The sequence below is a fragment of the Candidatus Laterigemmans baculatus genome, assembly GCF_010367455.1.
Taxonomy (GTDB): domain Bacteria; phylum Planctomycetota; class Planctomycetia; order Pirellulales; family Pirellulaceae; genus Laterigemmans; species Laterigemmans baculatus.
Genome location: NZ_WRPR01000037.1, coordinates 1 through 23,497 on the forward strand (window position 1 = coordinate 1; position 23,497 = coordinate 23,497).

Sequence of the window (23,497 nt, forward strand, 5' to 3'; positions counted from 1 at the left end):
CCCGCCCGCCCGCCTCTTCTCGTAAAATCCAACCGCATCAGCCGCCCCGAGCCTAAAATCCATCAGCGGATGAAATATCCGGGCTAGCCCCCGGCGGCTGATGATCGCAGCGCTCCTATGTTTCGCTGCAAGGGGTTTTGTCGGTTACTGGGAGATCGGTCAAACTGGACTCGCCCCAAACCCCACGCCTCGATTCGCAGGAATTTCGCCGTCATGGCTTTGACAATCATGCGTCGCATCCGCTTCTGTGCCGGCCATCGCCTGCGGATGCATGGTGGACGCTGTGAAAATTTCCACGGGCACAACTACGTCGCCGACTTCTATGTGACTGGCGAAGAGCAGGACGCGGTCGGTCGATTGATCGATTTCTCGGACCTCAAAGCGCGCTGCAAGGGCTGGCTCGACGAGCACTGGGATCACGCGTTCTTGCTGTGGGATCAGGACGAGAACGGAATCGCCGCGCTCCGCCAGGTCGAGCCGCATCGGCTGTTCGTGATGCCCTACAACCCGACCGCCGAGAACATGGCTCGCTACCTGCTCGAAGAGGTCTGTCCCAAAATCCTCGAAGGCACGGGGGCTCGAGCCTCGAAGGTCGTGATCTGGGAAACCGACGAAAGCTTTGCCGAAGTCTCGGCCGAACCGTAGCCTACGGCTTGACTGCAAAGATCCGCACTGCGGCGGCATAGGCGTTGACATCGTGGTCGCTGAACAGTTTGGCCAGGTCGCTGTGCAGCGTCTCGGTCTGGCAGCAGCCTCCCGCGTCGACGACCGCCAGTCCCGCGTTCGCCACTGACGCGGGTTTCGCGTCGGCCGCCGGAGCGGGTGGAGGCGTGCAGCAGCCCGCTTGACCGTCGACCAACGCGTAGCTGGTCAGATCGGATCCCGTGTCGACGATCGCGACGTGTTCGAAGCCGGCCCTGCGCAGTCCGCCGTCGTAGTCGTCGATCAGGATGGCTCCGGCGATGCAGCCGACCAAAGCGGCGATGTTGTCAGCCAGCGCCGACGGGAGGGGCTGTTTAAGGGCGATGTCCGAGACGGCGACCCGTCCGCCCGGTTTGAGCACGCGGAACATCTCGCGAAAAACCGCGTCCTTGTCGGCTGCCAGATTGATCACGCAGTTGGAGATGATCACGTCGGCCGAAGCATCGGGAAGGGGCAATTTTTCGATCTCGCCGAGCAGGAACTCGACGTTCTCGAACGGTTTGCCGTCGGGACCTCGCTGAGCATTCTTGCGGGCCAGTTCGATCATGTCGGGCGTCATGTCGACGCCGATCGCCCGTCCCGTAAGGCCGACTTTGCGAGCCGCGAGAAAGACATCCAACCCCCCGCCGCTGCCGAGGTCGACGACCGTCTCCCCTTCGCGGAGATTCGCCGTCGCCAGCGGATTGCCGCACGAGAGTCCCATGTTGGCTTCCGCAGGAATTGCCGCCAACTCCTCGGCGGAGTAGCCGAATGCCTTGGCGACTGCTTCGACCCCCTGGTCACGGCTGGACAACCCGCTCCGCGCCGTCTGAGCGTACTTTTCTCGAACTATCGAAGTCGTTTTTTCGGACATGGCTTGGCTCCTTTTCCTGTTACGATTGAGTCGGACATCCTGGGGCGATCACTCCTCAGCGATCACCTCGCCCCTGTTGCCGACTGTTTTATATTTCTAAAAATATGGAAATGTCACGCGCTGTCAAGGCGCTTTCCGCACTGGCTCACGAATCGCGTCTGGCGATTTTTCGGTTAGTAATCGCGGCCGGTCCGCGGGGAGTTGCGGCTGGAGAAATCGCCGAGCGGTTGGAGGTGCCGCGGCCGACGCTCTCGTTCCACCTCAGTCAGCTCACGGGAGCCGGACTGCTGGAGGATCGCAAGGAGGGGAGGTCGGTGATCTATGCCGCCCGGTTGAAGGGCATTAGCGAGCTGCTGGAATATCTAATTGAAGACTGCTGCCAAGGCGAGGTGGGCGGCTGCGCGGTCCCCGATCTTGTGGTCCTGAAAAACTGCAAGCCGCTCGGCTCGGACGCGACGGGCGAGCAGAAATAGGCGGAGCCCGCGAGATCGTCGCGGGCGTCTGGCTCAATCGGCGGAGGAACCGTCGGTCAGCACGGAGGGGGACTCTTGCTTGAGACCTCGAGCCTCTTCAAAACGCACTCCCGGATTTTCTCGCTGGGCATACTCGGTATCCCAGAGCGACTGGAACAGTACGGCGGGACTTCCGTCTTGGTCTTTGACGACCCGTGAGGAATAGGGGAGCGTGAGGCGACGCGCGTCCTCCACGTCGCCTTCGATCCAGCGGGCCATCTTGAACGGCAGCCACTGGATGTCGGTCTGCGTATTGTATTCGCTCTCGAGGCGGAACCGCACGACGTCGAACTGCAGCTCACCGACTGCTGCCAGGATTGGCTCGCTGCGGGCGGCGCGAGAGTCGGTAAACATCTGAATCGCCCCCTCCTCGAGCAACTGTTCGAGCCCACGGCTGAACTGTTTGCGGCGAAGCGTTTCCCGGCAGCGAAGGATGGCGAAAAACTCGGGAGAGAACTGCGGCAGCGGCTCGAAGTTGATCGGTTCGCCGGTGCAGATCGTATCCCCCAAGCGGAATTCGCCGGGATTTACCAGACCGATGATGTCTCCCGGAAAGGCCTCGTCCATCGTCTCCCGCTCTTGACCGAACACGCGGTGAGCTCGGCGGAGCCGCAGCTTCTTTTCGGTGCGGGAGTGCATCACTTCCATCTCCCGCTCAAAGCGTCCGGCGCAGATTCGGACGAAGGCGACCCGGTCGCGGTGGCGGGGGTCGAGGTTGGCCTGGATCTTGAACACGAAGCCGGCAAACTCAGCCCGCGATGGCTCGATCGCTCCGCGGTCGCTCTGGCGGGCGCGGGGGGGCGGACAGAGCTCGAGGAAGCCGCGGAGGAAGTGCTCGACGCCCCAATTCGTCAGGGCGCTGCCAAAAAACACGGGTGAGATTTCGCCTGCCAAGAACCGCTCGCGGTCGAGCGTCGTGCCGGCGGTCGCCAGCAATTCGACTTCCTCGCGGGCCTGAGACAAGATGCTCGCTTGCAGCGCGTTCTCGTCCTGGTCGCTCAGCTCGGCAAGGTCGATCGTTTGCGTCTCGCCCCGCCGGTCCCGCGTCTGCTCTCCGAACAGATGCACCCGCTCGGTGGCCAAGTCGACCAAGCCGCGGAAGTCGGGACCAAAGCCGAGCGGCCAGTTCTGGGGGACCGGCTCGATCCCCAGCTTGCTCTCGATCTCGGCCAAAATCTGCAGCGGTTCCTGCCCCGGGCGGTCGACTTTGTTGACGAACGTCAGCACCGGGATCCGCCGCATCGCGCAGACGCGGAACAGTTTCTCCGTCTGCGCTTCGACCCCTTTGGCAAGGTCGATCACCATCACCGCGCAATCGGCGGCCATCAACGTCCGATAGGTGTCTTCGCTGAAGTCATGGTGCCCGGGCGTGTCGAGCAGATTGACCCGCTTGCCTTCGAATTCGAACGTCAGCACGGTCGAGCTGACCGAGATCCCCCGCTGCTTTTCGAGCTCCATCCAGTCCGAGGTGGCCGACCGCTGCGTCTTGCGGCCGCGGACTGCCCCGGCAACGTCGATGCAGCCGCCGAACAGCAGCATCTTTTCGGTGAGCGTCGTTTTTCCGGCGTCGGGGTGAGAGATGATAGCAAACGTCCGCCGCCGCAGCACCTCGCGTTGGACCTGGGGATCGATCGAATTCACGTTTCGCTTCGGTGTAGGAAGCCACAGCTCCGGGAGTCCGAAGCGGCTTAAGAGGGGTACAGACGCAGAGAATCGACGATAGCAACCGCCCTACAGCCCCACAACCCGCGACCAACTCGGACTCGTTTTCGTACTCGTACTCAGCGCAGCGGTACTCGTACTCAGCGCAGCGGTACTCGTACTCAGCGCATCGATTGGCCGGTGCAGAGGACAGCGAGCGAATCGAGTACGAGTACGAGTACCGCTGCGCTGAGTACGAGCGAATACCTGCCACCTGCCACCTGCCACCTGCCACCTGCCACCTGCCACCTGCCACCTGCCCCCGGCCCCCGGCCCCCGGCTACCGGCCCCCGGCTACCGGTTCCCCGTATTCCTCGGTCACGTCGCGGGCGACGGCGAAGATGATGTTCTCAGCGGGGATCGATTTCGCGGTCCACTCGAACCAGCGATACTCGCCATGGATGTCGCGATACCGGTTGCGGAACCGCGAGATCGGTTTGCCGATTGCCAGTCCAACCATGACCTGTTTGGTCGCCTCGAGATCGTCGGGATGGATGAAGTCGAGGAAAGGGTGGGTGACGAGTTGAGGCGAGGAGTAGCCGAGGACGCGATAGAAGTTGGGGTTCACGCGTTTGAAGTACCCGTCCAGGCTGGCGATGCAGAACAGGTCGCCGCTGAGTTCGAAGAATCGTCCTAGATCGCTCTCAGCTTGCTCGAGGGCCGATTCGAGATAACTCGTTAGCTCCTGGGCGACTACGCCGGCATCGGCGGGCCGATCGGCGGGTTTGGGAGCCAAGCACCATTTGGCCAGCGAGACCAGGGTGTCGTCGGTATCGCTGGCCTCCAATCCGCTGATCGCTTCATGCAGCGCCGCGTTGGCCGCTCGACCGTACACTTGCCGGACGTCCTCGCCGCGATAGGGAGGCCGGCCAGTCAGGATTTCGCAGAGGACCGCGCCGAGCCCGAACACATCGGAGCGGGCATCGACCCGATCGCCGCGGGCTTGCTCGGGGGCCATGTAGGCGGGGGTGCCGGTGATACGAGTCGTGGGCTGGTCGCTCCGCCGCGAGGATCCACGGCCGCGATCTGTCTCGGGCGCGGTTTGCCCGCGGCTCTGGGAAGGAACCTTGCGTCCTGGGCCGACCGATCCGGAGCGGGTAAAGACCGGGCCCTGTTGGACCCGGGACAGGCCCCAGTCCATCACATGCACTTCGCCGAACGTGCCGACCATCACGTTGGCGGGCTTGAGATCCAGATGGATCACCCCGCGGGAGTGGGCATACGCTAACGTTTGGCTCACCTGCTCGAGGATTTTAATGAACCGCGAGCGTTCCCAAGCCGACCCCGAGGCGTCGGCCAGCATCCGCGCCAGCGTTTGGCCTTGAACCAGCTTCATGGCAAAAAATGGCCGTCCATCCGGAGCTTGCCCCATCTCGTAAATCGGCACGATCCCGGGATGCTGCAGTTGGCCGGTGACTCGCGCTTCTTCGATGAAGCGGCTCCGCAGGTCGGCCTTGTCTTGGTGGCTCCTGAGGATCAGCTTGATCGCTACCTTCCGCCCCAGTTCCTCGTCCTGCGCCAGCAGGATCACGCCCATGCCACCGCGGGCAATTTCCCGCTCCACCTCGTACCGCCCGAGCGTCCCAAAGTATTCCTCCTCCGGCTGCACGACTTCAAAGTCGGTGGCGTCACGGTCCGTCGAGCCCGCGTCGAGACTCGTCGCGGTCGGACCCAAGGGGATTCGAGCTCCCGTCCCTTCGCGGGCACCCGTCCCCTCGCGCGATAAGTCCGCAGAGGTCGCGCTGTTCGGGGGCGGAGTGAGGTAGTTGCCGGAGGTCTCCCGCAGGTGGTCGGCGATGAACGAGGCTTGCGGTGGATCCGCTACGGGTGCGTCCGGGACGTCCTGCGGGTCGACTGCGGGCCCGAGTTTCGGGCGTGCGAGGGGTGAAGGCTCATCGGTCTTGGCACGGTTGCGAGTCATCGCATTCCCTGTGCATGATCGCGCGGAATTGCGGGAACACCTCGTGGCCGCAGCGATGGAGGCGGCTCGGCCGACTTTCAGAAAGTGCACAACCCGCGCCGGACTGAACAAAAACACTGGCATTTCCGGGGGCTAGGCTCGCCCAGCGGGAGCCAAAATCCCGTCACCGTGCTTGCACAACTCCGGGGGGTTTGGCAGGCTGTCGCAGCCTCCGTTGGAGGATCGACCTTTGGCCCTGTCAGAAAACCCGCTGGATTCGACCTTTTGAGCCGTAGGCGCTAGCCTCGGGCGGCGCAGCCCAAGGGGTTGCCCCTGCAGAACCCGCGGCTAGCGCCGTCGGCTCAAGGTCTTCTGACAGACCCCAACTGCCAACCACGATTTAAACAAGGAGCCTGAAGATGGGGGCGGATCAAAAAGCGCAGGACCTGGGACTGACGTTTCCGACTCAGGAGCCGGGATACCTGAATCTCTGTGTGCAAACCGGTAACCTGCTGATCACCTCCGGGCACACCAGCGACCTCAAGGGCGTGCTCGGCAAGGACGTGACGGTCGAGCAAGGCTACCAGGCCGCCCGCGACTGCATCATCAAAGTCCTCCGTTCGGTCCGGCAGGCCCACGGCACGCTCGACAACCTCCGCGTCCTCAAGCTGCTCGGCTGCGTCTACTCGGCTGGCGACTTCACCGATCACCACTTGGTCATCAACGGCGCCTCGGACTTGCTGCACGAAATCTACGGCAAAGAGGGAGACGGCTATCACGCCCGCAGCGCCCTCGGCTTTGCCGCCCTGCCCACCGGCGCGGCCGTCGAAATCGAAGCCATCTTCGAGATCAAGTGATCCGGCCGGTGCTCATTTTCACGGTCTCGACGATATGATTCGGCCCGCTTCGCACCATTGAGGAAGTAGTCTGGCAACAACGGACCGTCACTCCGCTTCGATGACCGGGGCGGGGGTATCGGCGTGGGGGAGGCCTTCGGGAACGACGCGAACGGGAGTTGAAATCCGCAGCGGCGTTGGCGCGTCGACATCGAATTCGAACTGCACAAAAAAGGCTGCCCAGCCGGCCTCAGGTGTGGGAACCGTGGCTGTATAAACGCCTTCGGCATCGGGAGTGAGCGGCTCACTCTCATAAGCTCGGCCGATCGTGTCGGTGCGGAAATCTCGACTCTCGCCGTTGGTTGCTTTCCAGAGAGTGACTTTCGTCGGAGAGTCGCTAGCGGAGACGCGGATGGTGTTGGCGTCCGGAAACTCCCACTTCAGCCGCGGGCGCTCGATCCCATGAACCACCGTGTAATGGAAGGCGGCCAGCGTATCGATCGCGTTCGTCCCGCGGAGTGAATGTTCGCTGTTGGGGACATAGCACAAGTGTTTTTCGCCGGGCAGTTCTTTGAAATAAAACTGGGACGAGTCGGGCAGGAAGAATTGGTCGCCGCTGGCGTTGATGATGCATTTGGGCATCGTCAAACGATCGCGATAAGCGAACGGGTCGACGATCTGGAGCAATTCGCGGTACCGCGGCTCGAACCGCCGATGGGGAATCTGATGGTGGACGTAGTCACCGATTGCCGGCGCCCAGAACCCGTAGGCGGCGAAGTGATGGTTCATCGAAACGTTGACATTCAATACGTCGATCACGATCGGGGCAATCGCGACCACGCGGCGGTCGACCGCACCGGTGAGCCACGTGGTCCAGCCCCGCTTCGAAGCACCGGTGACCACAAATTTCTCGACCTCGAAGTTCCCCCCTTCGTCGCTAGCTAAGAACTCCTGGATCGTGTCCATCGCCCGGACCGCCGACTTGGTCATCGGGAGCTGAGCGGGCCACTGCTCGTCCCCGGTTTCGAGGAACTGGTCCCAGGAGTAGCCGATCAGGTCGTCTTCTTTTCGGGGCGTGCCGTCGCCATGAAAGACGAGCGGTTGATTGGGGACCATCTTCAGTTCGGCGATGACCGAGCGAGTCGCCCCCGCCAGCAGCAGCGCTTCGCGGCTGGTCGACTCGGGCAGCTCGCCGCCGTTGGCCCCGCCCGTGATGAACAGCATCGCGGTGTCGGCGGTGACTCCATTGGGCTTGGCGATCGTCAGCCAGTGCCGCCACTCGGTGCGGTTGACGTCGTCGGACGCGCGCCACTTTTGCGAGACCATCTCCAGGACGTAAACGGTCGATCCGATCTCCTTCCGCGAGGACCGCAGCTTCCACTCGTACGCCGGATCTTCGGCGGCCACATAGCGGTCGAGTGCGGTGGGAGCCGTGTTGGCCTCGGTGCTCACCACAGGCCGCGGATCGGCGACCGCCGCTTCCTCCGCCACCGCCAACGCCGAAGACCAGCCGAGCACCCCCAACAGGCCTGCCGCAACAAAGAGTCGATGCATCATCGGAAAGCTCGCCCCAAAACGTCTGGTGAAGAAATCGAAACGTCCAGCGAAGTGGAGCCATCTTACACGCCGGCCGCCGAGATGGGGGGATCGATGCGTCCCTCAGCCGCCCGAAATAGGTGAGCGGTAACGTGAGCAATCGGGACGCTTTTTTGTGCTTTGACTTCCCCGCTCTAACCCGGAGAAGGTTGAGTCGGGGCACAAAAAAACCCCGGAAAAACCGGGGTCAAACGCTGTTTTGCGGCTGTTCTCTGCAGTAGCGGAAGAGGGACTCGAACCCCCGACACGCGGATTATGATTCCGCTGCTCTAACCAGCTGAGCTATTCCGCCAAGTTGTTGCTGGGTCTTACTTTAGGATTCTCGCCGAGGGGTGTCAAAGGGGGCTCGTCGAGAGCCCGCTCCGCTACGCCTCAGGCGGTGACCGCAGCACCGAAAAAAGTATCCCAGCCCGCCGCTCCGGGCAAGCCCAAGTTCTCCTCAGACCTCTTCCGCTTCGTCCGCGGCCGGTTCCGGGTGCCGCTTCGCCCGCAGGTATCGGCGGGTCTGCTGGTAGAGAATCGCGATCGACAGGCTGAGCATGAGCAGAAAGCCGGCGGTCGAGAGAACCTTGCCCACCACGTCGGTCGGACAACGGAATGTACTCGCGCTCCTCGACTGTCACCTTTTCTCCAGCCATCTAAGTCGTCCTTCCATCGGTCGTGGGAACGTGTGGACTCGTCGACCGGCGATTCGCTGGCGGCTGGCCTGTGACAGATGCGACTGGCGCGGCGACGCGGGACAGCTCGAGCGGCGGAGTCGCTCCGCTGTGCTCCAGCTCCCACCACGCCGACCAGCGTCCTTGGCGGCGCTCGAGCATCAAGTAATTCCGCTCGGCAGCGTAAATGCCACGCTGTCCCGGGAGCGGGTGGAGCTGGATTGGATGTGCTGGCAGCGGCGCTTCGCCCATCCGGGCTAGCCCGCCGAGAACTCGAGCGTACCACCGCGAGGGAGCGGGGTGAGTGATCCCCGAGGCGATCAGCTGATGCAGCGGGCCGCAGCCGGCGACCATCGTCGCGCGGGCGGCTAAGTGGATCTCTCCCGAGAGAAGCGTGACTGGAGAGACGCGGCGCTCGTGGAGCTCCAAGAAGTCGCGAAGGACTCGCCGCCATTCCTCGCGGTGGGCGTGACTTTGCCACTGGTCGCGCAGATCGTCCTCGTACTTTTGAGCTCCCGGAATCCAGCGCAGCACTGCTTCGACCCACGACAGTCGCGGGCCGAGGACCGGGACGCTCGATAGAACGAACACGTGGTGCTCTTCGTGGCTCGGTTCCTCGGAGGCGGTGAGGCAGTCTTCCAGGGCTGCCCAGCCTGCAGGCCCCAGGATCCGCTCCGGGCGGCGTTCGGAGCGGAGGTCGGGAGCGATCAGGTGCACGCCGGGCAGCACCGCCATCCAGGTCAGCGTCGCTCCGCTCGGATCCTGACAGATCCGCGGCAAGTGATTCGACGTGGCGCCCAACTGGAACAGGAGAAAGTATTCCCGCGCCGCTTCGAACACCGCTCGGCCGATCGGTGAATCCATCCGCTCGGCCGACAGCGAGCCCCAGCCGTCGCAAATATCGTGGTCGTCCCACATGCACAGCGAGGGGACGCGAGCCAACAGCCAAGCCAGCGCCGGCTGGTTGTACAGCTGCATGTAACTCTTGAGCAGGTAACTGCGGAGTTGCTCGGGCACCGCAGCGGGGAGCGGAAGCGCCGCGGCATCGTCGCTCGAACCTTCCCGCCACTCCCGGACATCCGGGTGCACGTCGAGCATCTCGTCGGCGTAAAGCTGGTCGCCACCCTGCAGAAGCAGGCTCAGCGGGTCGGCCACGTGTTGCTGCACCAGCCGTCGCCACATCGTGTTGCGCTCCGAAAGGGAACGTTGCTGGTCGCCGCTTTCCTGCCCGTTGCACGAGAGGTAAGCGATCCGCAATCCGTCCTCGGGAACGCCCGCCACATTGAACCGCTCTTTGCCGACCGTATAGCTGCCGCCGGTGGCAAGCGGCAGCGAGAACTCGTACCGCAGCCCCACGTACCCGTCGTGGCGAAGCAGGACTTCCGGCTCGATCGCTTGCTCCTCGACGGTGACCGGCGGGGGTTCGAGCTGTTCAGGCCGGACCAGCACCGCAGCTAGCTTCAGCCGCCCGCGATCGCAGCCGCGGAAGTACAGCAGCGGACCGACGCGCACAGGCTCCTCGACCCGATCGACTCTCTTTAACAGCTGAGCGGGATCGGCGGAAGCATTCGGTGAAGGCATGCGCGGGAGGCGATTGCGGGAAAGCGTGGACGTTTAGTGGCGCAGTCGTTTAACGGCAAGCCGCAGGCGACTGCTTTTTAAAACACAGTCGCCTGGGGCTTGCCGTTAAACGATTTTCGCGCGAGCGGTTCCGCTGCGAACGAATTCGAAGTGGCGCTGTCCAGCTAACGGAGCTCCTCGAAGTTTAACGGATTGCCGTCGCTCTTGCGGAACAGTCGCCGCAGTTGCTCCGGCGAGGCGGCGCCGCGAAACCGCTGCACGCTGCCGTCTCCGTTGCCGGCTAAAAACGTTCCGTCGTCGCTGAGCTGCAGGCCGGCCGCCGGTAATTCGGGGTCGAAGGCGTAATCTTGGGGAGCCGTCCACGGAACGGCCCGTTCTTGCTGCACTTCGACCAGGACGACGGTGTTGCTCGTCCCGTCGGTCATGTCCTGAAACCGCGTCGGCTCGGCGCCGCCAAAGACCGTGTCTTCACCAACTGGAGCGAGAAACGTCGTCTCGCCCGGCTCGGTCACCAGCCGAGATCGATAAATCTCAGGCATCTTGGCGACTAGCTGCGAGTTGTGGGGGCTGTCCCAAGGCTCGTTTAAGCGAAACTGCTCGAACAACTCTTGCTCATCGAGATACGGCAGCAGGTGGACGCGCCAGCTGAGGTAGGGCTTGCCCTCCTCGTCGCGAAACTCGGCCTTCACCGGAAAGCTGCCATGCACGTCGTGATGGTTGTGCATCGCCAACAGGATTTGCTTGAATTTGTCCAAGTGATCGCTCTGCCGAACCCGGCTTTGGAGTTCGCCAATGGCTCGAGCGAGCAGCGGCAAAGCGGCGGTCACTGCCCCCTGCTCCTCCAGCCGCAAGACCACGCGAGCGTCCTGGCGGCGGATTTCTACCAGAGGGCGAACGCCAGCGAGCCAGGCATCGAAAGCCTCCGGTTCCGACGCCGCGTCGATCCCAAACGCTGCTTCGAGGCCCTTTCGCAGCAGCGTCCCCGGCTTCAGTAGCTCTGGCAGATGGTTTCGCAGTCGCTCAGCCGCGTCTTCGCTGCTCGACTGGCAAACAACCATCGCGCGAAGCTCCGCGGGATCGACCCCCACTGCCGCCCAGCGGACGCCCTCGGTAAAGATCTCGCTCGGTCCCCCGCCCCACTCCTCGGGCAACCGCGGAACCAACTCCTCAATCGTTCGACGGAGATAATCGGGCGGCAGGACCAGCAACTGAATCGGGTAGGAGGAGACCGATTCGAACGCTGCCGCAAGCTCTTCACGAGGCACCGGCTGCAAGCTGTCGAGCACGGCATCGATGCGGTCTTCTTTGACTGGAGCGACGATCAGTTTGCCGTCGCGGACGTCCGCAGCGATCTCGGGGGCGGCGATTCGCAATTGATCGAGGAGTGCTGCACGGTCGACCTTGGAAGAGTGCTCGAGGACGAAGAACAGCGGGCGATCGGTAGGAGATTGTGGAATGCCCATGGTGGCGTAGATCGGTTGGCCTCCGCTGGCCGCTCGCAGCGCGTCGACTGCTTTGCGTAGCTCTGCGGTTTGTCGCTCGATCTGTCGAGCAATCTCATTATCACTGACGAGCTCTGGCGGGAGGACCGTGGCAAGCTCGGGCGGATCTAACTTTGTGGGATCGAACTTAGCAACTAGCACCGTTCGATCCAGGATCAACGGTTGCACCAGTGCCGCATCGTGGGATGCCGCATCGCTCTTTGCCGTGGTGGGGTCGTCGGCTCGAGCACATTTCTTTGAGCCACTAAAAACGATGAGAGATCCCAACAACAAACCGGCGAGTAGTGGTAAGAGCCGAGCGGAGCAGGTGTGGTGAGAGAAAAGGGTTCGGCGCGACATTGGTAAGAACCTCGCAATAGATTAGGTGGGGGGTGAGTTGGATCAGCCGCCGCGGGCGCTAGGCCCTGTCAGGAAACCCTGAGCCGACGGCGCTAGCCGCGGGTGCTGCAGCGGAAATTCCGGGGCTGCGAGGCCCGAGGCTAGCGCCTACGGCTCAAAAGAGTAAAATCGCCGGGTTTTCTGACAGGGCCTAGCCCCCGGTTCCTGGGAGTGCCGTGAGAACCGGACGCTAGCGCGTGGCGGCTGATGAATCTTCGGGATCGAACCGAAGCACGAACCGGTATTGCAGATGCGGATGTGCGGCACCGCTGAGCACGGCGTGCGACCCCAGGTGTTGGTAGTCGAAAGGCCGGCCTGTGAAGGGATCAACTGGCGCGGGAAGCGGTAGGTCCTCCAATCTCTGAGGCAGCTTGCCCCCATTCACGGCACCGGCCATGCGAATCGCTTCGATGGTTTGCATGAGAGCGATCTGCTGCTGCATGCGAGCGACAGCTTGCAGGACACTAACGATGGGGACGGATATCAATTCCGTTGGCAACGCAGTCCACCCAATTTGCTCCTCTTGCGCTCTCACCGTTTCCGCGAAGTCGTCCAAGTGCGGCTTGGCTTGCCAGTAGGGAAGGTGCGCCCACTTGATGGCTTCTTGCTGGCGCTCTTCGTGGTAACGGAGCAGCGCCAGAAAGAAAACCTGCGCGGTCGGATACTCCTCGATCCGTTCACGGTCTAGCTGTCCCCGATCGATTAGGTATTGCTTGGCGCCGGGATAAGCTGCAGCGATCAGACCGGCGAACGTGGCTCGGGCTGCAACTGGATCGTCCGGGAGCCGCACGCCAAATTTCGCCAGTTCCGCTTCCAGGCTACCGAGCTGCGGGATCAAGCGGTCGATGAAGCCTTGCCAGTAGCCCGCTTGGCGAGGCGTCTCGTCGACCTCTCGCAGTACCTTGACCCCGATTGGCAGCCATTCAGCCTCTGTGTCGAGCTCGTGCTGGATATCCACCACGGGTCGCGGCAGTGCCGCGAATGCCCAGTACAGATTCGGCGCGTTGGGTTGGCGGATCAAATGCAAGGCGTCTTCCCAAGCCACACCTCCCACTGAAACTCCCACCAAAGCGGAGATCACAAACTCGTCCTGCCCCAGGTGCCGGGCCATCGCATACTGTTGGCCGAGAATCTTTAATGCCTGCTCGGTATCGCCTTCAGCAATTGCGACGCGGCATCGAAGCCGTTGGAGGCGAGCGAGCTCGCGCATCGACTGGATTTCTGGGATCAGATAAGCCCAGATCTCGTCCTGTTCTTGGAGTTGCCGGTCGAAATCGGCTCGCCGTCGTTGTGCGGCTTCTTCGAGTGGCCAAAGCTGGAAGCTGGTCAGCTTCAGAAACTCTTTGACTTCCTCTAGCGGCAGCTCTTCGGGTCTCGTCGATTGCCAGGAATAAGGAGGGACTTCATCGATATCTTTCCGTTCTTGACGGACGCGTTCCATCGACTCCGTGATGATTTCTTGAAGCCTCTTTTGGGCCGCTTGTTGTTCAAGAAAACCCATCGCTTTGAGGTAATGGATGGCCGCGTTTCCGTCGAGCATTTGAGATTCGCGCGGGAGCAGTCGGTACTTGAGGGGCGGCTGCGGCTCGGCTTGAGGGTGTAACGTCAACCGCATCGTCTGCGTGATGGGGCCTCCTGGGGGTCGTTCTTCGATCCAAACACCCTCAAGCTCCGGTTCCTGGGCGGCGGCCGGTGAATGGAGATGTAGTAGAGCGGTGGCGATGAGAATCGCGAAGAGTCGAGGGTAGAAGGTTGGCGGGCGTCGCATGTGTGGACCTCTCCTGGGGCGATGCGGATTGGTGTTTCGCCCTTACAGGGCTCGGGGACGTACGGGGGTGGCTTGACCCAGGGCGTCGCTCTGCGGCGTTGCCGCGGCGCTTTGCCCTGGGCTGATTTGTCGGGGCCCCTTCAGGGCTTCCGGTACCTACAGGGGCTGACCGATGGTGATTCCGTCCGATATCAGATCTTCCAAGATTCGCTGGGGCGTTGCCTTCGGCGGAGGCACAAACGTGCTCGCGAGTTGACGCTGCGATTCACTTTGCTCGAGCCGCACTCGGGAGCGTGACGGTGGACTCGTCGAATCGGTGAGAGACACGACGGACAAGGGAGCTTCCATCCACTCGTGGCCGAATGGTCGCAGCGGAGTTTGCATACCTAGCACCGGGCCGCTCGACCAACCCTTGTTGAGAGGATCAGGCGTCTGCCGCAATGTCCCCTTCTCGGCCTCGGTACTCTTTGGAACAACGGTTTCGGAAACGATTAATTCGGGAGCGTCTGCCTTGCGCTCAACTGCCTCAGGGGCCATCGTGACCCGAGGCTGCCGATCGTCTTTCGCGGCGATCTCCGGCTCACGATCCATCACGAAAAACATCACACTCGAGCCAACCACGACGCCGCTGAGCCAGATCGCGGCGATGGTTCCCGCAGCCAAGCCGAGCCAGCGTTGTCGCTGGGGCTGGGGCTGCATGACGGTTTCGGAGGGTGTTGCGAGGGGAGTTTGAGAAGCGGCGATGATCCGACTCCAGGCAGCCTCGTCGAGCGACGGGGGCGTCGGCCGGACGGATTGAAGTTGTCGCTCGATTTCTCGCAACCGCTCGTCGCGGGTGTTCGGCGATTGACCGTTCCAATTCATGATTGGTTCCTCTGTGGTTCCGACGACGGTTTTGGCGAGGAATCTGCGGGGGCGTCTATCATCTCTGCGAGCTGTTCGAGAGCTCGCTGGTACCGCCGATGGGCGGCGCTGCAGGAAATGTCGACGAGCTCGGCGATGCGGGCGAATGGCAATTCTCCCCAGACCCGCGCGACCACAATCTCTCGTTCCAGCGATGGCAGGTGCGCGAGCATCCCGGCCAACTCCTCTGCTGAGACTTCGAGATCGCCGTTGCTGGTGAACCATGCCTGCCGTAGCTCGCCTGCACGGCGGTGGTGCTGCATCCGGCAGAACTCACCTCGGGCAAGGTTTTGAGCGCGGCGGCGAACGGTCTTGAACAGCCAGGCGAGCGGATGGTCGGGAGCGGGATCTTGTCGCAGCAGCTCGATCAGCGCTTCTTGCAAGGCATCTTCCGGAGCCCAGCACCACTGGCGGGCATAGAGCGTCAGTGCCGCTCCATGGGCATCGATCAACTCGCGGAGGCGGTCTGGGCTGATCCGATCCACGTCCGCTGATTCTCCTGAGGTCCTGGTACGACTGGAGCGGCATTCGGCCGATCCGTTGCGACTTCCCGTCCGTTATGCATGAGTCACGGCTGAAAAGCGAATTTCCCACCTGGGGAGAAAAAAATTTCTCGTTTAACGGCAAGCCGAAGGCGATTGTGTTTTGAAAAGCAGTCGCCTTCGGCTTGCCGTTAAACGATTCAGGCAGCCAACCCGGTTCCCGGCACTGGCTAGAATGGCGGCCCGAGAGAGGGCAACTGGGTTTGTGGGAGATAATTTATGGAGCGATCGATTCTGCCTCCCATGTGGGACGTGCCGAAGGTGTTTCGTGAGCGTCTGGGAGAGCGGCCGGGGCGGCAGCGGGTCATGGCTGCCGACGGCCATTTGCTGCTGGTGCTGCACTTGCCACCCACGGCCGATGAAGTGCAGCGCCGCGGGCGATTTTTCTGGCGGAAGCCCGATGGCAGTTGGACTTCCAACGATGTGGGGGGTGGAGTCGCTGGGCTTTCGAAGCACTTGGCGGAATACGCCGATGCGGTACAGAAGTTCGACGTGATGGAAGAGCGGGCGACGAGTGCGGCCGATTACTTTGAGGTGCTCGAAGGCCTCGCCCCCCTGCACCGCGCCGCCTCGCATCTGCACCTCGTGCTGCAAGAAGCTCGCAAAACCATCCCTGAAGACCGCAACCTGATCAACTTCCGCGACCTCAGTTATGAGATCGAGCGGACGGCCGATTTGTTATACGCGAACGCCAAGAACGCCCTCGACTTTCAGGTGGCTCGGCGGGCCGAGGAGGAGTCGCGTTCGAGCCGTCAAATGGCCGTCTCCGCTTTTCGGCTCAATACGCTCGCCGCGTTTTTCTTTCCGCTGGTGACGCTCTGTGCGGTGCTGGGAGTCAACATGCGAACCGGCGTGGAGGATCTCCCTCCGCCGCTACCGATCGCCACGCTCGTCGTGGCCGGACTCGTCCTCGGCGCGACGCTAGCCTTCGCCATCAACCGGCCCGATCGAAGGTGTTAGCGGGGATCTGTCAGAACATCCTGAGCCGACGGCGCTAGCCGCGGGTTCTTCTGCGCTGCCGAACGGATCGAGCTCGTGTTTAACCGCCGCTGCAGCGCAACGTTTTGCTACGGCGCGGACCGGGTTGGGCCCGAGGCTAGCGCCTGCGGCTCAAGGGCCCGTTTAATTTTCCGCGGCGCTCGTGAGAACCGGACGCTAGCGCGTGGCGGCTGATATTGCATTAAGCAATTCACTCCGCGCGGATTCGGGAGACGGCGGGCGATAGGGGGAGCTCGTCTTGCCAGGCGATGCTGGTGACGAAGCGGGTGGCAAAGGCCTTCCGCTTCACCTCATCGATTCCATACGTGACGAGAAAATAATTCTCACCCACGCTCACGACCGTGCACAGCAAAGTCTCTCGGGAGACGTACAATTCGACTCGCGGTTCTCCGTATTTCACCCCCGGTGGCAGATCGGGTTCTCGTTTCTTGAGCGACTCGCTGAACCGCTTCAGCTCAGCGTCTCTCGCCGCTGCGAACTCCGGATGCTTGGCCGCTAACTCCTCCTCATCCATAATTTTCGCATCTTGTAAGATCTCAAAATGCTTGTCCGAAAAGATCAGCAATTCCAGGTGCTGTGAATCTCCCTTCGGTGTAACGCCGAGTCGGACTCCGGGTTGCAGAAAGCCGGAGAGCGTGGAGGGCAGCGTTTCGGGCGAACTGGAGTTTTGGGCGATCGTGGCGGAGGTTGAAGCCCCGCACACAAGGAGCAGAAGGAGGAGGCGGTACAGCATCTCTGAACCTCGCTGAAGTGCAGGGATCAAGCGGGCCGATTGGACTCCATTGTAACAGCGGCAGTCACTGTGGGGGGTGGATTCGGTATCCGCAGAAAAGGAGTCCAACAATAGTCGAAGCGGTGATGAAGATTCCTGGAACGAGCCAAGCCGGACGGTAGTAGATCTCCAGCACGTGGCGACCCGGCGGGACGAGCACCCCTTGCGCGATCGCGTCGACGCGGTGGACCCGGCGCTGTTCCCACCGCGGTTCGTCGCGAGAGTCGACTCGCGCGGCTGCACCCTCGCGAGTCGGCACGGGGGCTGGTCGGATGCGAGCTTTCCAGAAACCGTCTTGAAGTTGCTGGACTGTCACGAGTCCGGCGGCAGGGGCGTCGACGAGGATTTGGAGTCGCTCAGGGCGCCACGAGAGGAGCCTGACGCGAGCCGCATGGGCTGAGCCCGCAGGCGATTCGCCGGGGTCGCCACTCTGTGAATTCTCCGTGGCAAGTTCACTTCCTTCGATCCGGGGACTCGCCGCTCCTTCTCGAGCGAGAATTTCCCCGAACAGCGCGTGCAGCTCGCTGCGAATCTGTTCGGTGGAGCTGAGCCGCTGCTGGTCGTTGGTGACGCTCCAAGTGGAGTGCCAGCGGACCAGCGGCAGCGGGTCGCGGACAGGTGTGAAGTGAGGGCGGACGGTGAGCTCGGCCAGAGCTGGTAGCGGTGGCGGCACCAGAGCTGGTTCTCGGCGGTCGACCGTCGCGGCGATACCCAGGTAACGGTGCAGTGATTCGACGAACCGGCCGCGGTCTGCGGCGGGGAGCTCGAACGCGTACTGTCGAGCCTCATGCCAAAAAAGCGTTGAACGAACCGAGGCGATCGAGACAGCCGAATTGGTGACTGCCGCGGAGTCGGCCAAATGCCAACGCAGGAACCACAGCTGGCGCTGCGCGACTTCGACTTCCCGCAGCCGATCAGCCGAGTGCGTTCGCTGCCAATGCGACGGCCAATCTTGGGAATTGACTCGTGAAAGGAACCGTCGGGGCGGCTCGTTGGCTGTCGGCTCGGCGGACGCGACCGTGAAGCGAGGAACCGTCGCAAGCTGCCACGAGACGGAGCACCCCAAATCGACTAACAGAATCGCTAGCGCAATGGGTACACAATGAGCACGAGCAAGACGACGCGCCGCACCGTGCGAGCGGAGCCTCGGCGGCACCATGCGCTGCGGACGACTCCGCTGCTGTCCACCTCGCCGCAACAGCCATCCGTAGCTGGCGGCGAGCATGATCGTCAGCCACAGCGACCACCGCAGGCGATGGAGCCCGGTGGCCAGGCTGAGTGGGCCCCAGAGGCGGTCGGCATAATCGCCTTCCGCGATGCGGGCCTCTAGGACGGCGCGGAACCCGGGGAGCCAGCTGATTGCGAATGCGGCGACGGCAGCCAAGCAAATTCCCCAGGCGACGCATCCGCCGCGGCGCCACGAGTGCCGCATCGACGGGCTGAGGAACAGGGCGGTCCAAACCGCCGCGCCGAGAGCCGCGAAGGGGAGCCACTTGGCTGGATAGCGAAACTGGCCATAGCCTGGCACGAACGTCACCAGCCACCAGTAACTGCCCCCGGCCGCGTCCGATAGGTCGGCCGGCATCGGCAGACCCACCGCTTGCAAGCCAACACGCAGCAGACGACCGACGCCAAAATCTCCGAGCGAGAGCAACAAGCCGGCTACCACCAAACCTTGCCAGACCGTCCAGCGGCGGGGAGCGAGCGGCCCGGCGAGTAGGCCGATGAGCGGCAACAGGCCAGCGTACAACGTCAGCGTCCACATCCGCGGTTCGCCCGGAATCAATCGCGTCAGCCGGCCGTTCACCGGAAACAGCTCTCCGGAAACAAAAGGCGAAGCGAACTCCGCCCAGTGCCAGGGAGCGATGCTGTAGTCGTAGACGTCGGTCGCGTGACGCACGCTGGCCCGCTGAGCCGGAGTCGTCTTTTCGGCCGGAGCAGAGCGTGTGGGGTGTGGGGCTTCTGCGGGTGCCGCTGGAGCGTCGATGGCGGAAGCCATCCGGCTGTAGATGCTCGGTGGGGCCGTTGCCCGGCGCCAACTCTGGAGCGACCAGGCAGCCCCGGGGAGGATTTGCAGCGAAGCGAGTCCGGCGGCGAGCAGCACACAGGCGAGCAAGGGCACCAGTTGCGGTTTCGGCACAACCGCCTCGTTTTGCTGGCTCAGACGCTTCCAGTAGGCTCGGCCGCGGAGCGTCGCCCAGTACAGGCCACAAAACAAGGCAGCATGGAAAGCGGTCTGCGGATCGCCACCGAGAATGGCCATCGCGAGCCCCAACGACCCGACGGTGACGACGCCGAGGGAGGGACGGTGGATTGCGCGGAGCATTGCCCCGACCGCCCAGGGGAGCCACGCGGCTCCGACTAGGAATGGCGGATTGGTGTAGAGGAAGAAGACGGGACCAGCGGCTGGGTAGATCACCGCGGCGGCCAGTGAGGCGAGGTCGGCTCGTCGTATGCTTCCGCTGGTACCCGAAGGCTGCGCCGAAAGCCGTTCATGCTGCGAAGCCCAGCGGGCCACCCAGAACGCGCCGCTGCCGGCGATCAAGAGATGGCCGACGACATACAGCGTCATCGCGTCATCGGCCGGCAACCACGCAAACAGTAGTCGCGGCGGATAGAAAATTGCGGTCGTCGTTTCCCCGGCCACGGGAACCCCAAAGCGATCCCAAGGGTTCCAGAGCGGCAGCCCGCCGGCAGCCATCCGCTCCCCGAGCTGGCCGTAGAGCGGGAGATAGAACTGGCTCACGTCGCGGAAGGCGAGCCGTTCGAAGCCGAGCAGACAGGGGGCGAAGAGCCACGCGACCCAAAGCAGAATCGCGGCGATCCAGAACCGCGGCCGGTGGAGGAGAGTTAGCCGGGGGAGGATGAGATGTCCGGCAATGGTTCAAGTGGCGGCGAGAGGGATAAACCTTCGTCACCCTCCCGCTCGCGGGAGGGTGGTGGTTGGGCATCGCAGCGAGACTCTATCTCAGTGCGGCATCTCAGTGCGGTGCGCGGGCGGCTCGCAATTGGCCGCGGGCGCGGAGCTGGGCCGCGTCGCGGATGTATCGCAGCTCGGGGGTATTGCCGGGCATCGCCAGGGCTTCGCTGAGCGATCGCTCGGCCGCCGCCGCATCGATCTGCTCGGCCGGGATCGCCCGGCTGGTCAGCACCGAGACGACGTCGTTTTCGACTTGAGCGAAGCCGCCGTCGATGAACAGCTGCTGCGTCCCCGTTTCGGTTTGCAGTTTCAGCAGACCGTAGCCGAGCCGCCCGATCAGCGGCGCTCGGCCTGCTGCCACACCGAGCTCGCCGTCGTACATCGGAAGCGTCACGTACGACGCTTCGCGATCGATCTCGGTCCGCTCCGGGGTTACCACTACACAGCGAATCGCCATCGGTTACTTGCCCTCCTCGGCCATCTTCTTCGCCTGAGCTTCGGCTTGTTCGATCGCTCCGACGTACATGAACGCCCGCTCGGGCAGGTGGTCCCATTTGCCATCGCAGATTTCTTCAAAACTGCGGATGGTATCGGCCAGCGAGGTGATCTCACCCGCCTTGCCGGTGAACACTTCGGCGACCAAGAACGGCTGGGAGAGGAACCGCTCGATGCGGCGAGCGCGGTGGACGATCAACTTGTCCGCTTCGCTCAATTCGTCGACGCCGAGAATCGCGATGATATCCTGCAGTTCGCGGTAGCGTTGCAGGATCGTCTGGACGCGGCGGGCGATCGCATAGTGCCGTTCGCCGACGTGCTGCGGGTCGAGGATCCGCGAGTTCGACGCCAGCGGGTCGATCGCCGGGTAGATGCCTTTTTCCGAGATCGACCGCTCGAGGTAGATGAACGCGTCGAGCTGACCGAAGGCGGTTGCCGGAGCGGGGTCGGTCGGGTCGTCGGCCGGAACGTAGACCGCTTGCACCGACGTGATCGCACCTTTCTTGGTCGAGGTGATCCGTTCCTGCAGGGCACCCATCTCGGTCGCCAGCGTCGGCTGGTAACCCACCGCCGACGGCATTCGGCCGAGCAACGCAGAGACCTCGCTACCGGCCTGCGAGAAGCGGAAGATGTTGTCGATGAACAGCAGCGTATCGGCGCCAGTCGTATCGCGGAAATACTCGGCCATGGTCAGCGCCGAGAGGGCCACGCGGAGACGCGATCCCGGCGGCTCGTTCATCTGGCCGAAGACCATGCAGGTCTGCTCGATCACCTTGCGACCGGTCTGGCCGATCTCGGTCTCCTGCATTTCCAACCACAGGTCGGTCCCTTCGCGGGTCCGCTCACCGACGCCGGCGAACACCGAGTAACCACCGTGGCTGCTGGCGATCCGCGCGATCAACTCGGTCAAAATAACCGTCTTGCCGAGACCCGCCCCGCCGAACAGACCGGCTTTACCACCGCGGACGAACGGGGTCAGCAGGTCGACGACCTTGATGCCCGTCTCGAAGACTTCGGTGCTGGTCGAGAGCTCGGAGACCGGCGGGGCTTGGCGGTGAATCGGCCAGTGATCTTCGGCGGCGACCGGTCCGCGCTGGTCGATCGCATCGCCGAGCACGTTGAAGACGCGGCCGAGGGTTTCCTTGCCGACCGGCACCGTAACCGGCTTGCCGGTATCGATGACTTCCATCCCTCGCATCATCCCCTCGGTGCTCCCAAGCGCGATGATGCGGACGCGGCCGCCGCCGAGGTGCTGCTGAACCTCACCGGTCAGATCCAGTTTGACGCCTTTGTGCTCGCCTTGAATCTTGACGGCATTGTAAATCGCCGGCATTTGGTTGTCGGCGAACTCAGCATCAAAAGTCGATCCGATCACCTGGGTGACGCGGCCGACGCCTGGGGTGGTGGCGGTGGACATCGTGGATAGTACTCGATTGAAAGGCAGTTATGAGTTTTTTAAATCGGTGAGCGGAAAATCAGTTGGCGAGCGCTTCGACGCCGCCGATGATCTCCATGATTTCGCCAGTGATCTGAGCTTGGCGGGCGCGGTTGTAAGTCATCGAGAGTTGTTTGATGATCTCGCCCGCGTTCTCGGTCGCGCTCTTCATCGCCACCATCCGTGCGACCTGTTCGCTCACCGCGGCGTCGAGGAAGCATTTGAAGAGGCGGATCTTGAAGCTGGTCGGGACGACCTCTTCGAGCACGCTCACGGCCGAGGGGTGGAACTCGTAGTCGACCGTGGCCGAACCACCCGGGCCAGCCCCGTTCGCTTCGTCCGCCGCACTCTCCAGATTGCCGAGCGGGAGCAGGGTCTCGACGACCGCCTCCTGCTTGCTGGTGCTGATGAAGCGGGTGTAGGCAACGTCGAGCCGGTCGATCTGGCCGGTGACGAACTGTTCCAGATAGCGATTGGCGATCTGCTCGACGTCAGCGTAGGAGGGCTGGTCCTCGAATTGGGTGTAGCTGGTGTCGACGTTGATGCCGCGGAATTTGAAGGAGCCAATGCCTCGCTTGCCGCTGACCTCAAGGCGGACGTTGGGGATGCTTTCCCGCAGCGTCTGCAGCCGCGGGTTGGCGATCCGCAGGACCGAACTGTTGTAACCGCCGCACAGCCCGCGGTTGCTGGTCAGCACCAGCAAGGTGGCGGCTCGCGTCTCCTCTCGCGGCTCGAGCAACGGGTGCTCGACTTCGGCCCCGGCGGCCGCCAAGCGGGAGACGATCTGCGTGATGCGATCGGTGTAAGCGGTGGCGGCTGCGGCGCGATCCATGGCTTTGCGGTAGCGAGCCGTGGCGATCAATTCCATGGTCCGCGTGATCTTGCGGATGTTGCGAATTGACTTGCGTCGTTTATCAAGACTACGAGCGTTGGCCATGAAGATTAATTCGAACGCGTGAGCGGATTTAGAGCAATCGCAACGTGAAAGGGTATCGGTAGGGTCGTCCCTCCTGAACCGACTTCGCCGCCAGCACCATCATGATGATGTCGTAAAGAATCAGAGCGATGCTGAGGAAGATTCCAATCACAAAGAACACCAGGACAAAACACACAATTCCAGCGATCAGGATCGTGATCTGGAAATTCAGCGACTCTTTGGCCTGATCATCAACCAGTGGCATCGACTCCCGCTGGAGAAACCACACCAGGGCAGGAGCAATAATATTGAAAAACGGAATCGGCACCGCGAACCCCGCCAGGGGAACGAGGTGGGCGGCCATCGCCCAGTTCTTCTCCGCCGTGCTGTAGGGAGCCAAGTCGCCTCCCTTCGCAGGACTCACGCCGGAGGAGGCAGAGCTCGGCGTGCGGTACGGTTCGGTCGGTCCGGGGGTGCCGGTCGGTCCGGTTGGGGGCGAGACATTCATGGCAAGCACTCGGCTCGATGCA

20 protein-coding genes and 1 tRNA gene are annotated in these 23,497 nt (G+C 62.9%); 4 read left to right on the forward strand and 17 right to left on the reverse strand.

Annotated features, from left to right (window positions below; translation table 11 throughout):
- Positions 1–213: 213 nt before the first annotated feature.
- Positions 214–645, forward strand: a complete 432-nt coding sequence (locus GNK13_RS07930; RefSeq protein WP_164101976.1) for a 6-pyruvoyl trahydropterin synthase family protein — start codon at positions 214–216, stop codon at positions 643–645.
- 1 nt (position 646) lies between these two features.
- Here GNK13_RS07930 and arsM read toward each other — a convergent pair whose 3' ends face one another.
- Positions 647–1,555, reverse strand: coding sequence for an arsenite methyltransferase (arsM, locus tag GNK13_RS07935; RefSeq protein WP_164101977.1), 909 nt, complete (start codon positions 1,553–1,555; stop codon positions 647–649).
- 104 nt (positions 1,556–1,659) lie between these two features.
- On the opposite strand from arsM, the gene GNK13_RS07940 reads away from it, so the two are divergent.
- On the forward strand, positions 1,660–2,028 hold the full coding sequence (locus GNK13_RS07940) for an ArsR/SmtB family transcription factor (RefSeq protein ID WP_164101978.1): 369 nt from the start codon (positions 1,660–1,662) through the stop codon (positions 2,026–2,028).
- Between the two features lie 33 nt (positions 2,029–2,061).
- On the opposite strand, the gene GNK13_RS07945 is transcribed toward GNK13_RS07940, so the two are convergent.
- Positions 2,062–3,708, reverse strand: coding sequence for a peptide chain release factor 3 (locus tag GNK13_RS07945; RefSeq protein WP_203328985.1), 1,647 nt, complete (start codon positions 3,706–3,708; stop codon positions 2,062–2,064).
- Positions 3,709–4,048: 340 nt separating this feature from the next.
- A complete protein-coding gene (locus GNK13_RS21900) occupies positions 4,049–5,689 on the reverse strand; it encodes a protein kinase domain-containing protein (RefSeq protein ID WP_164101979.1) in 1,641 nt (546 codons plus the stop codon).
- Between the two features lie 398 nt (positions 5,690–6,087).
- Here GNK13_RS21900 and GNK13_RS07955 point away from each other — a divergent pair, with 398 nt between their 5' ends.
- Positions 6,088–6,525: a RidA family protein gene (locus tag GNK13_RS07955; RefSeq protein WP_164101980.1), complete on the forward strand. Its 438-nt coding sequence runs from the start codon at positions 6,088–6,090 to the stop codon at positions 6,523–6,525.
- A gap of 87 nt (positions 6,526–6,612) precedes the next feature.
- Here the strand turns inward: GNK13_RS07955 and GNK13_RS07960 are convergent, their stop codons facing one another.
- The 8 genes from GNK13_RS07960 to GNK13_RS07995 all read right to left on the reverse strand — a co-directional run bounded on the left by GNK13_RS07960 (position 6,613) and on the right by GNK13_RS07995 (position 15,373).
- A complete protein-coding gene (locus tag GNK13_RS07960) occupies positions 6,613–8,061 on the reverse strand; it encodes a PhoPQ-activated pathogenicity-related family protein (RefSeq protein ID WP_164101981.1) in 1,449 nt (482 codons plus the stop codon).
- A 257-nt stretch (positions 8,062–8,318) separates the two neighbouring features.
- Positions 8,319–8,392: transfer RNA gene (locus GNK13_RS07965), tRNA-Met, on the reverse strand.
- Positions 8,393–8,539: 147 nt separating this feature from the next.
- Entirely contained in the window at positions 8,540–8,677 is a 138-nt protein-coding gene (locus GNK13_RS07970; protein WP_164101982.1) for a hypothetical protein, read from the reverse strand.
- Between the two features lie 61 nt (positions 8,678–8,738).
- A complete protein-coding gene (locus GNK13_RS07975) occupies positions 8,739–10,337 on the reverse strand; it encodes an alkaline phosphatase D family protein (protein WP_203328986.1) in 1,599 nt (532 codons plus the stop codon).
- Positions 10,338–10,501: 164 nt separating this feature from the next.
- Positions 10,502–11,980, reverse strand: a complete 1,479-nt coding sequence (locus tag GNK13_RS07980; RefSeq protein ID WP_164101983.1) for a DUF1559 family PulG-like putative transporter — start codon at positions 11,978–11,980, stop codon at positions 10,502–10,504.
- Between the two features lie 427 nt (positions 11,981–12,407).
- Complete coding sequence (locus GNK13_RS07985) at positions 12,408–13,985, reverse strand: hypothetical protein (RefSeq protein ID WP_164101984.1); 1,578 nt, start codon at positions 13,983–13,985, stop codon at positions 12,408–12,410.
- 156 nt (positions 13,986–14,141) lie between these two features.
- Positions 14,142–14,849, reverse strand: coding sequence for a hypothetical protein (locus GNK13_RS07990; RefSeq protein WP_164101985.1), 708 nt, complete (start codon positions 14,847–14,849; stop codon positions 14,142–14,144).
- Positions 14,846–15,373, reverse strand: coding sequence for an RNA polymerase sigma factor (locus GNK13_RS07995; protein ID WP_164101986.1), 528 nt, complete (start codon positions 15,371–15,373; stop codon positions 14,846–14,848). Before GNK13_RS07995 ends, GNK13_RS07990 begins: the two co-directional genes overlap by 4 nt.
- 276 nt (positions 15,374–15,649) lie before the next feature.
- Here GNK13_RS07995 and GNK13_RS08000 point away from each other — a divergent pair, with 276 nt between their 5' ends.
- Positions 15,650–16,390 carry a hypothetical protein gene (locus tag GNK13_RS08000; RefSeq protein WP_164101987.1) on the forward strand — a complete coding sequence of 247 codons (741 nt, stop codon included), beginning with the start codon at positions 15,650–15,652 and terminating at the stop codon, positions 16,388–16,390.
- 229 nt (positions 16,391–16,619) lie between these two features.
- Here the strand turns inward: GNK13_RS08000 and GNK13_RS08005 are convergent, their stop codons facing one another.
- The 6 genes from GNK13_RS08005 to GNK13_RS08030 form a co-directional block, all read right to left on the reverse strand.
- Entirely contained in the window at positions 16,620–17,162 is a 543-nt protein-coding gene (locus GNK13_RS08005) for a hypothetical protein (protein ID WP_164101988.1), read from the reverse strand.
- Positions 17,163–17,226: 64 nt separating this feature from the next.
- Positions 17,227–19,947 carry a hypothetical protein gene (locus GNK13_RS08010; RefSeq protein WP_164101989.1) on the reverse strand — a complete coding sequence of 907 codons (2,721 nt, stop codon included), beginning with the start codon at positions 19,945–19,947 and terminating at the stop codon, positions 17,227–17,229.
- Positions 19,948–20,182: 235 nt separating this feature from the next.
- Positions 20,183–20,578, reverse strand: coding sequence for an ATP synthase F1 subunit epsilon (gene atpC, locus GNK13_RS08015; RefSeq protein WP_164101990.1), 396 nt, complete (start codon positions 20,576–20,578; stop codon positions 20,183–20,185).
- 3 nt (positions 20,579–20,581) lie between these two features.
- Positions 20,582–22,033 carry a F0F1 ATP synthase subunit beta gene (gene atpD, locus GNK13_RS08020; RefSeq protein WP_164101991.1) on the reverse strand — a complete coding sequence of 484 codons (1,452 nt, stop codon included), beginning with the start codon at positions 22,031–22,033 and terminating at the stop codon, positions 20,582–20,584.
- Positions 22,034–22,091: 58 nt separating this feature from the next.
- A complete protein-coding gene (atpG, locus tag GNK13_RS08025) occupies positions 22,092–22,988 on the reverse strand; it encodes an ATP synthase F1 subunit gamma (protein ID WP_164101992.1) in 897 nt (298 codons plus the stop codon).
- A gap of 28 nt (positions 22,989–23,016) precedes the next feature.
- Positions 23,017–23,475 (reverse strand): DUF4870 domain-containing protein, encoded by a 459-nt coding sequence (locus tag GNK13_RS08030; protein ID WP_164101993.1) that lies wholly within the window; start codon positions 23,473–23,475, stop codon positions 23,017–23,019.
- Between the last annotated feature and the right edge of the window lie 22 nt (positions 23,476–23,497).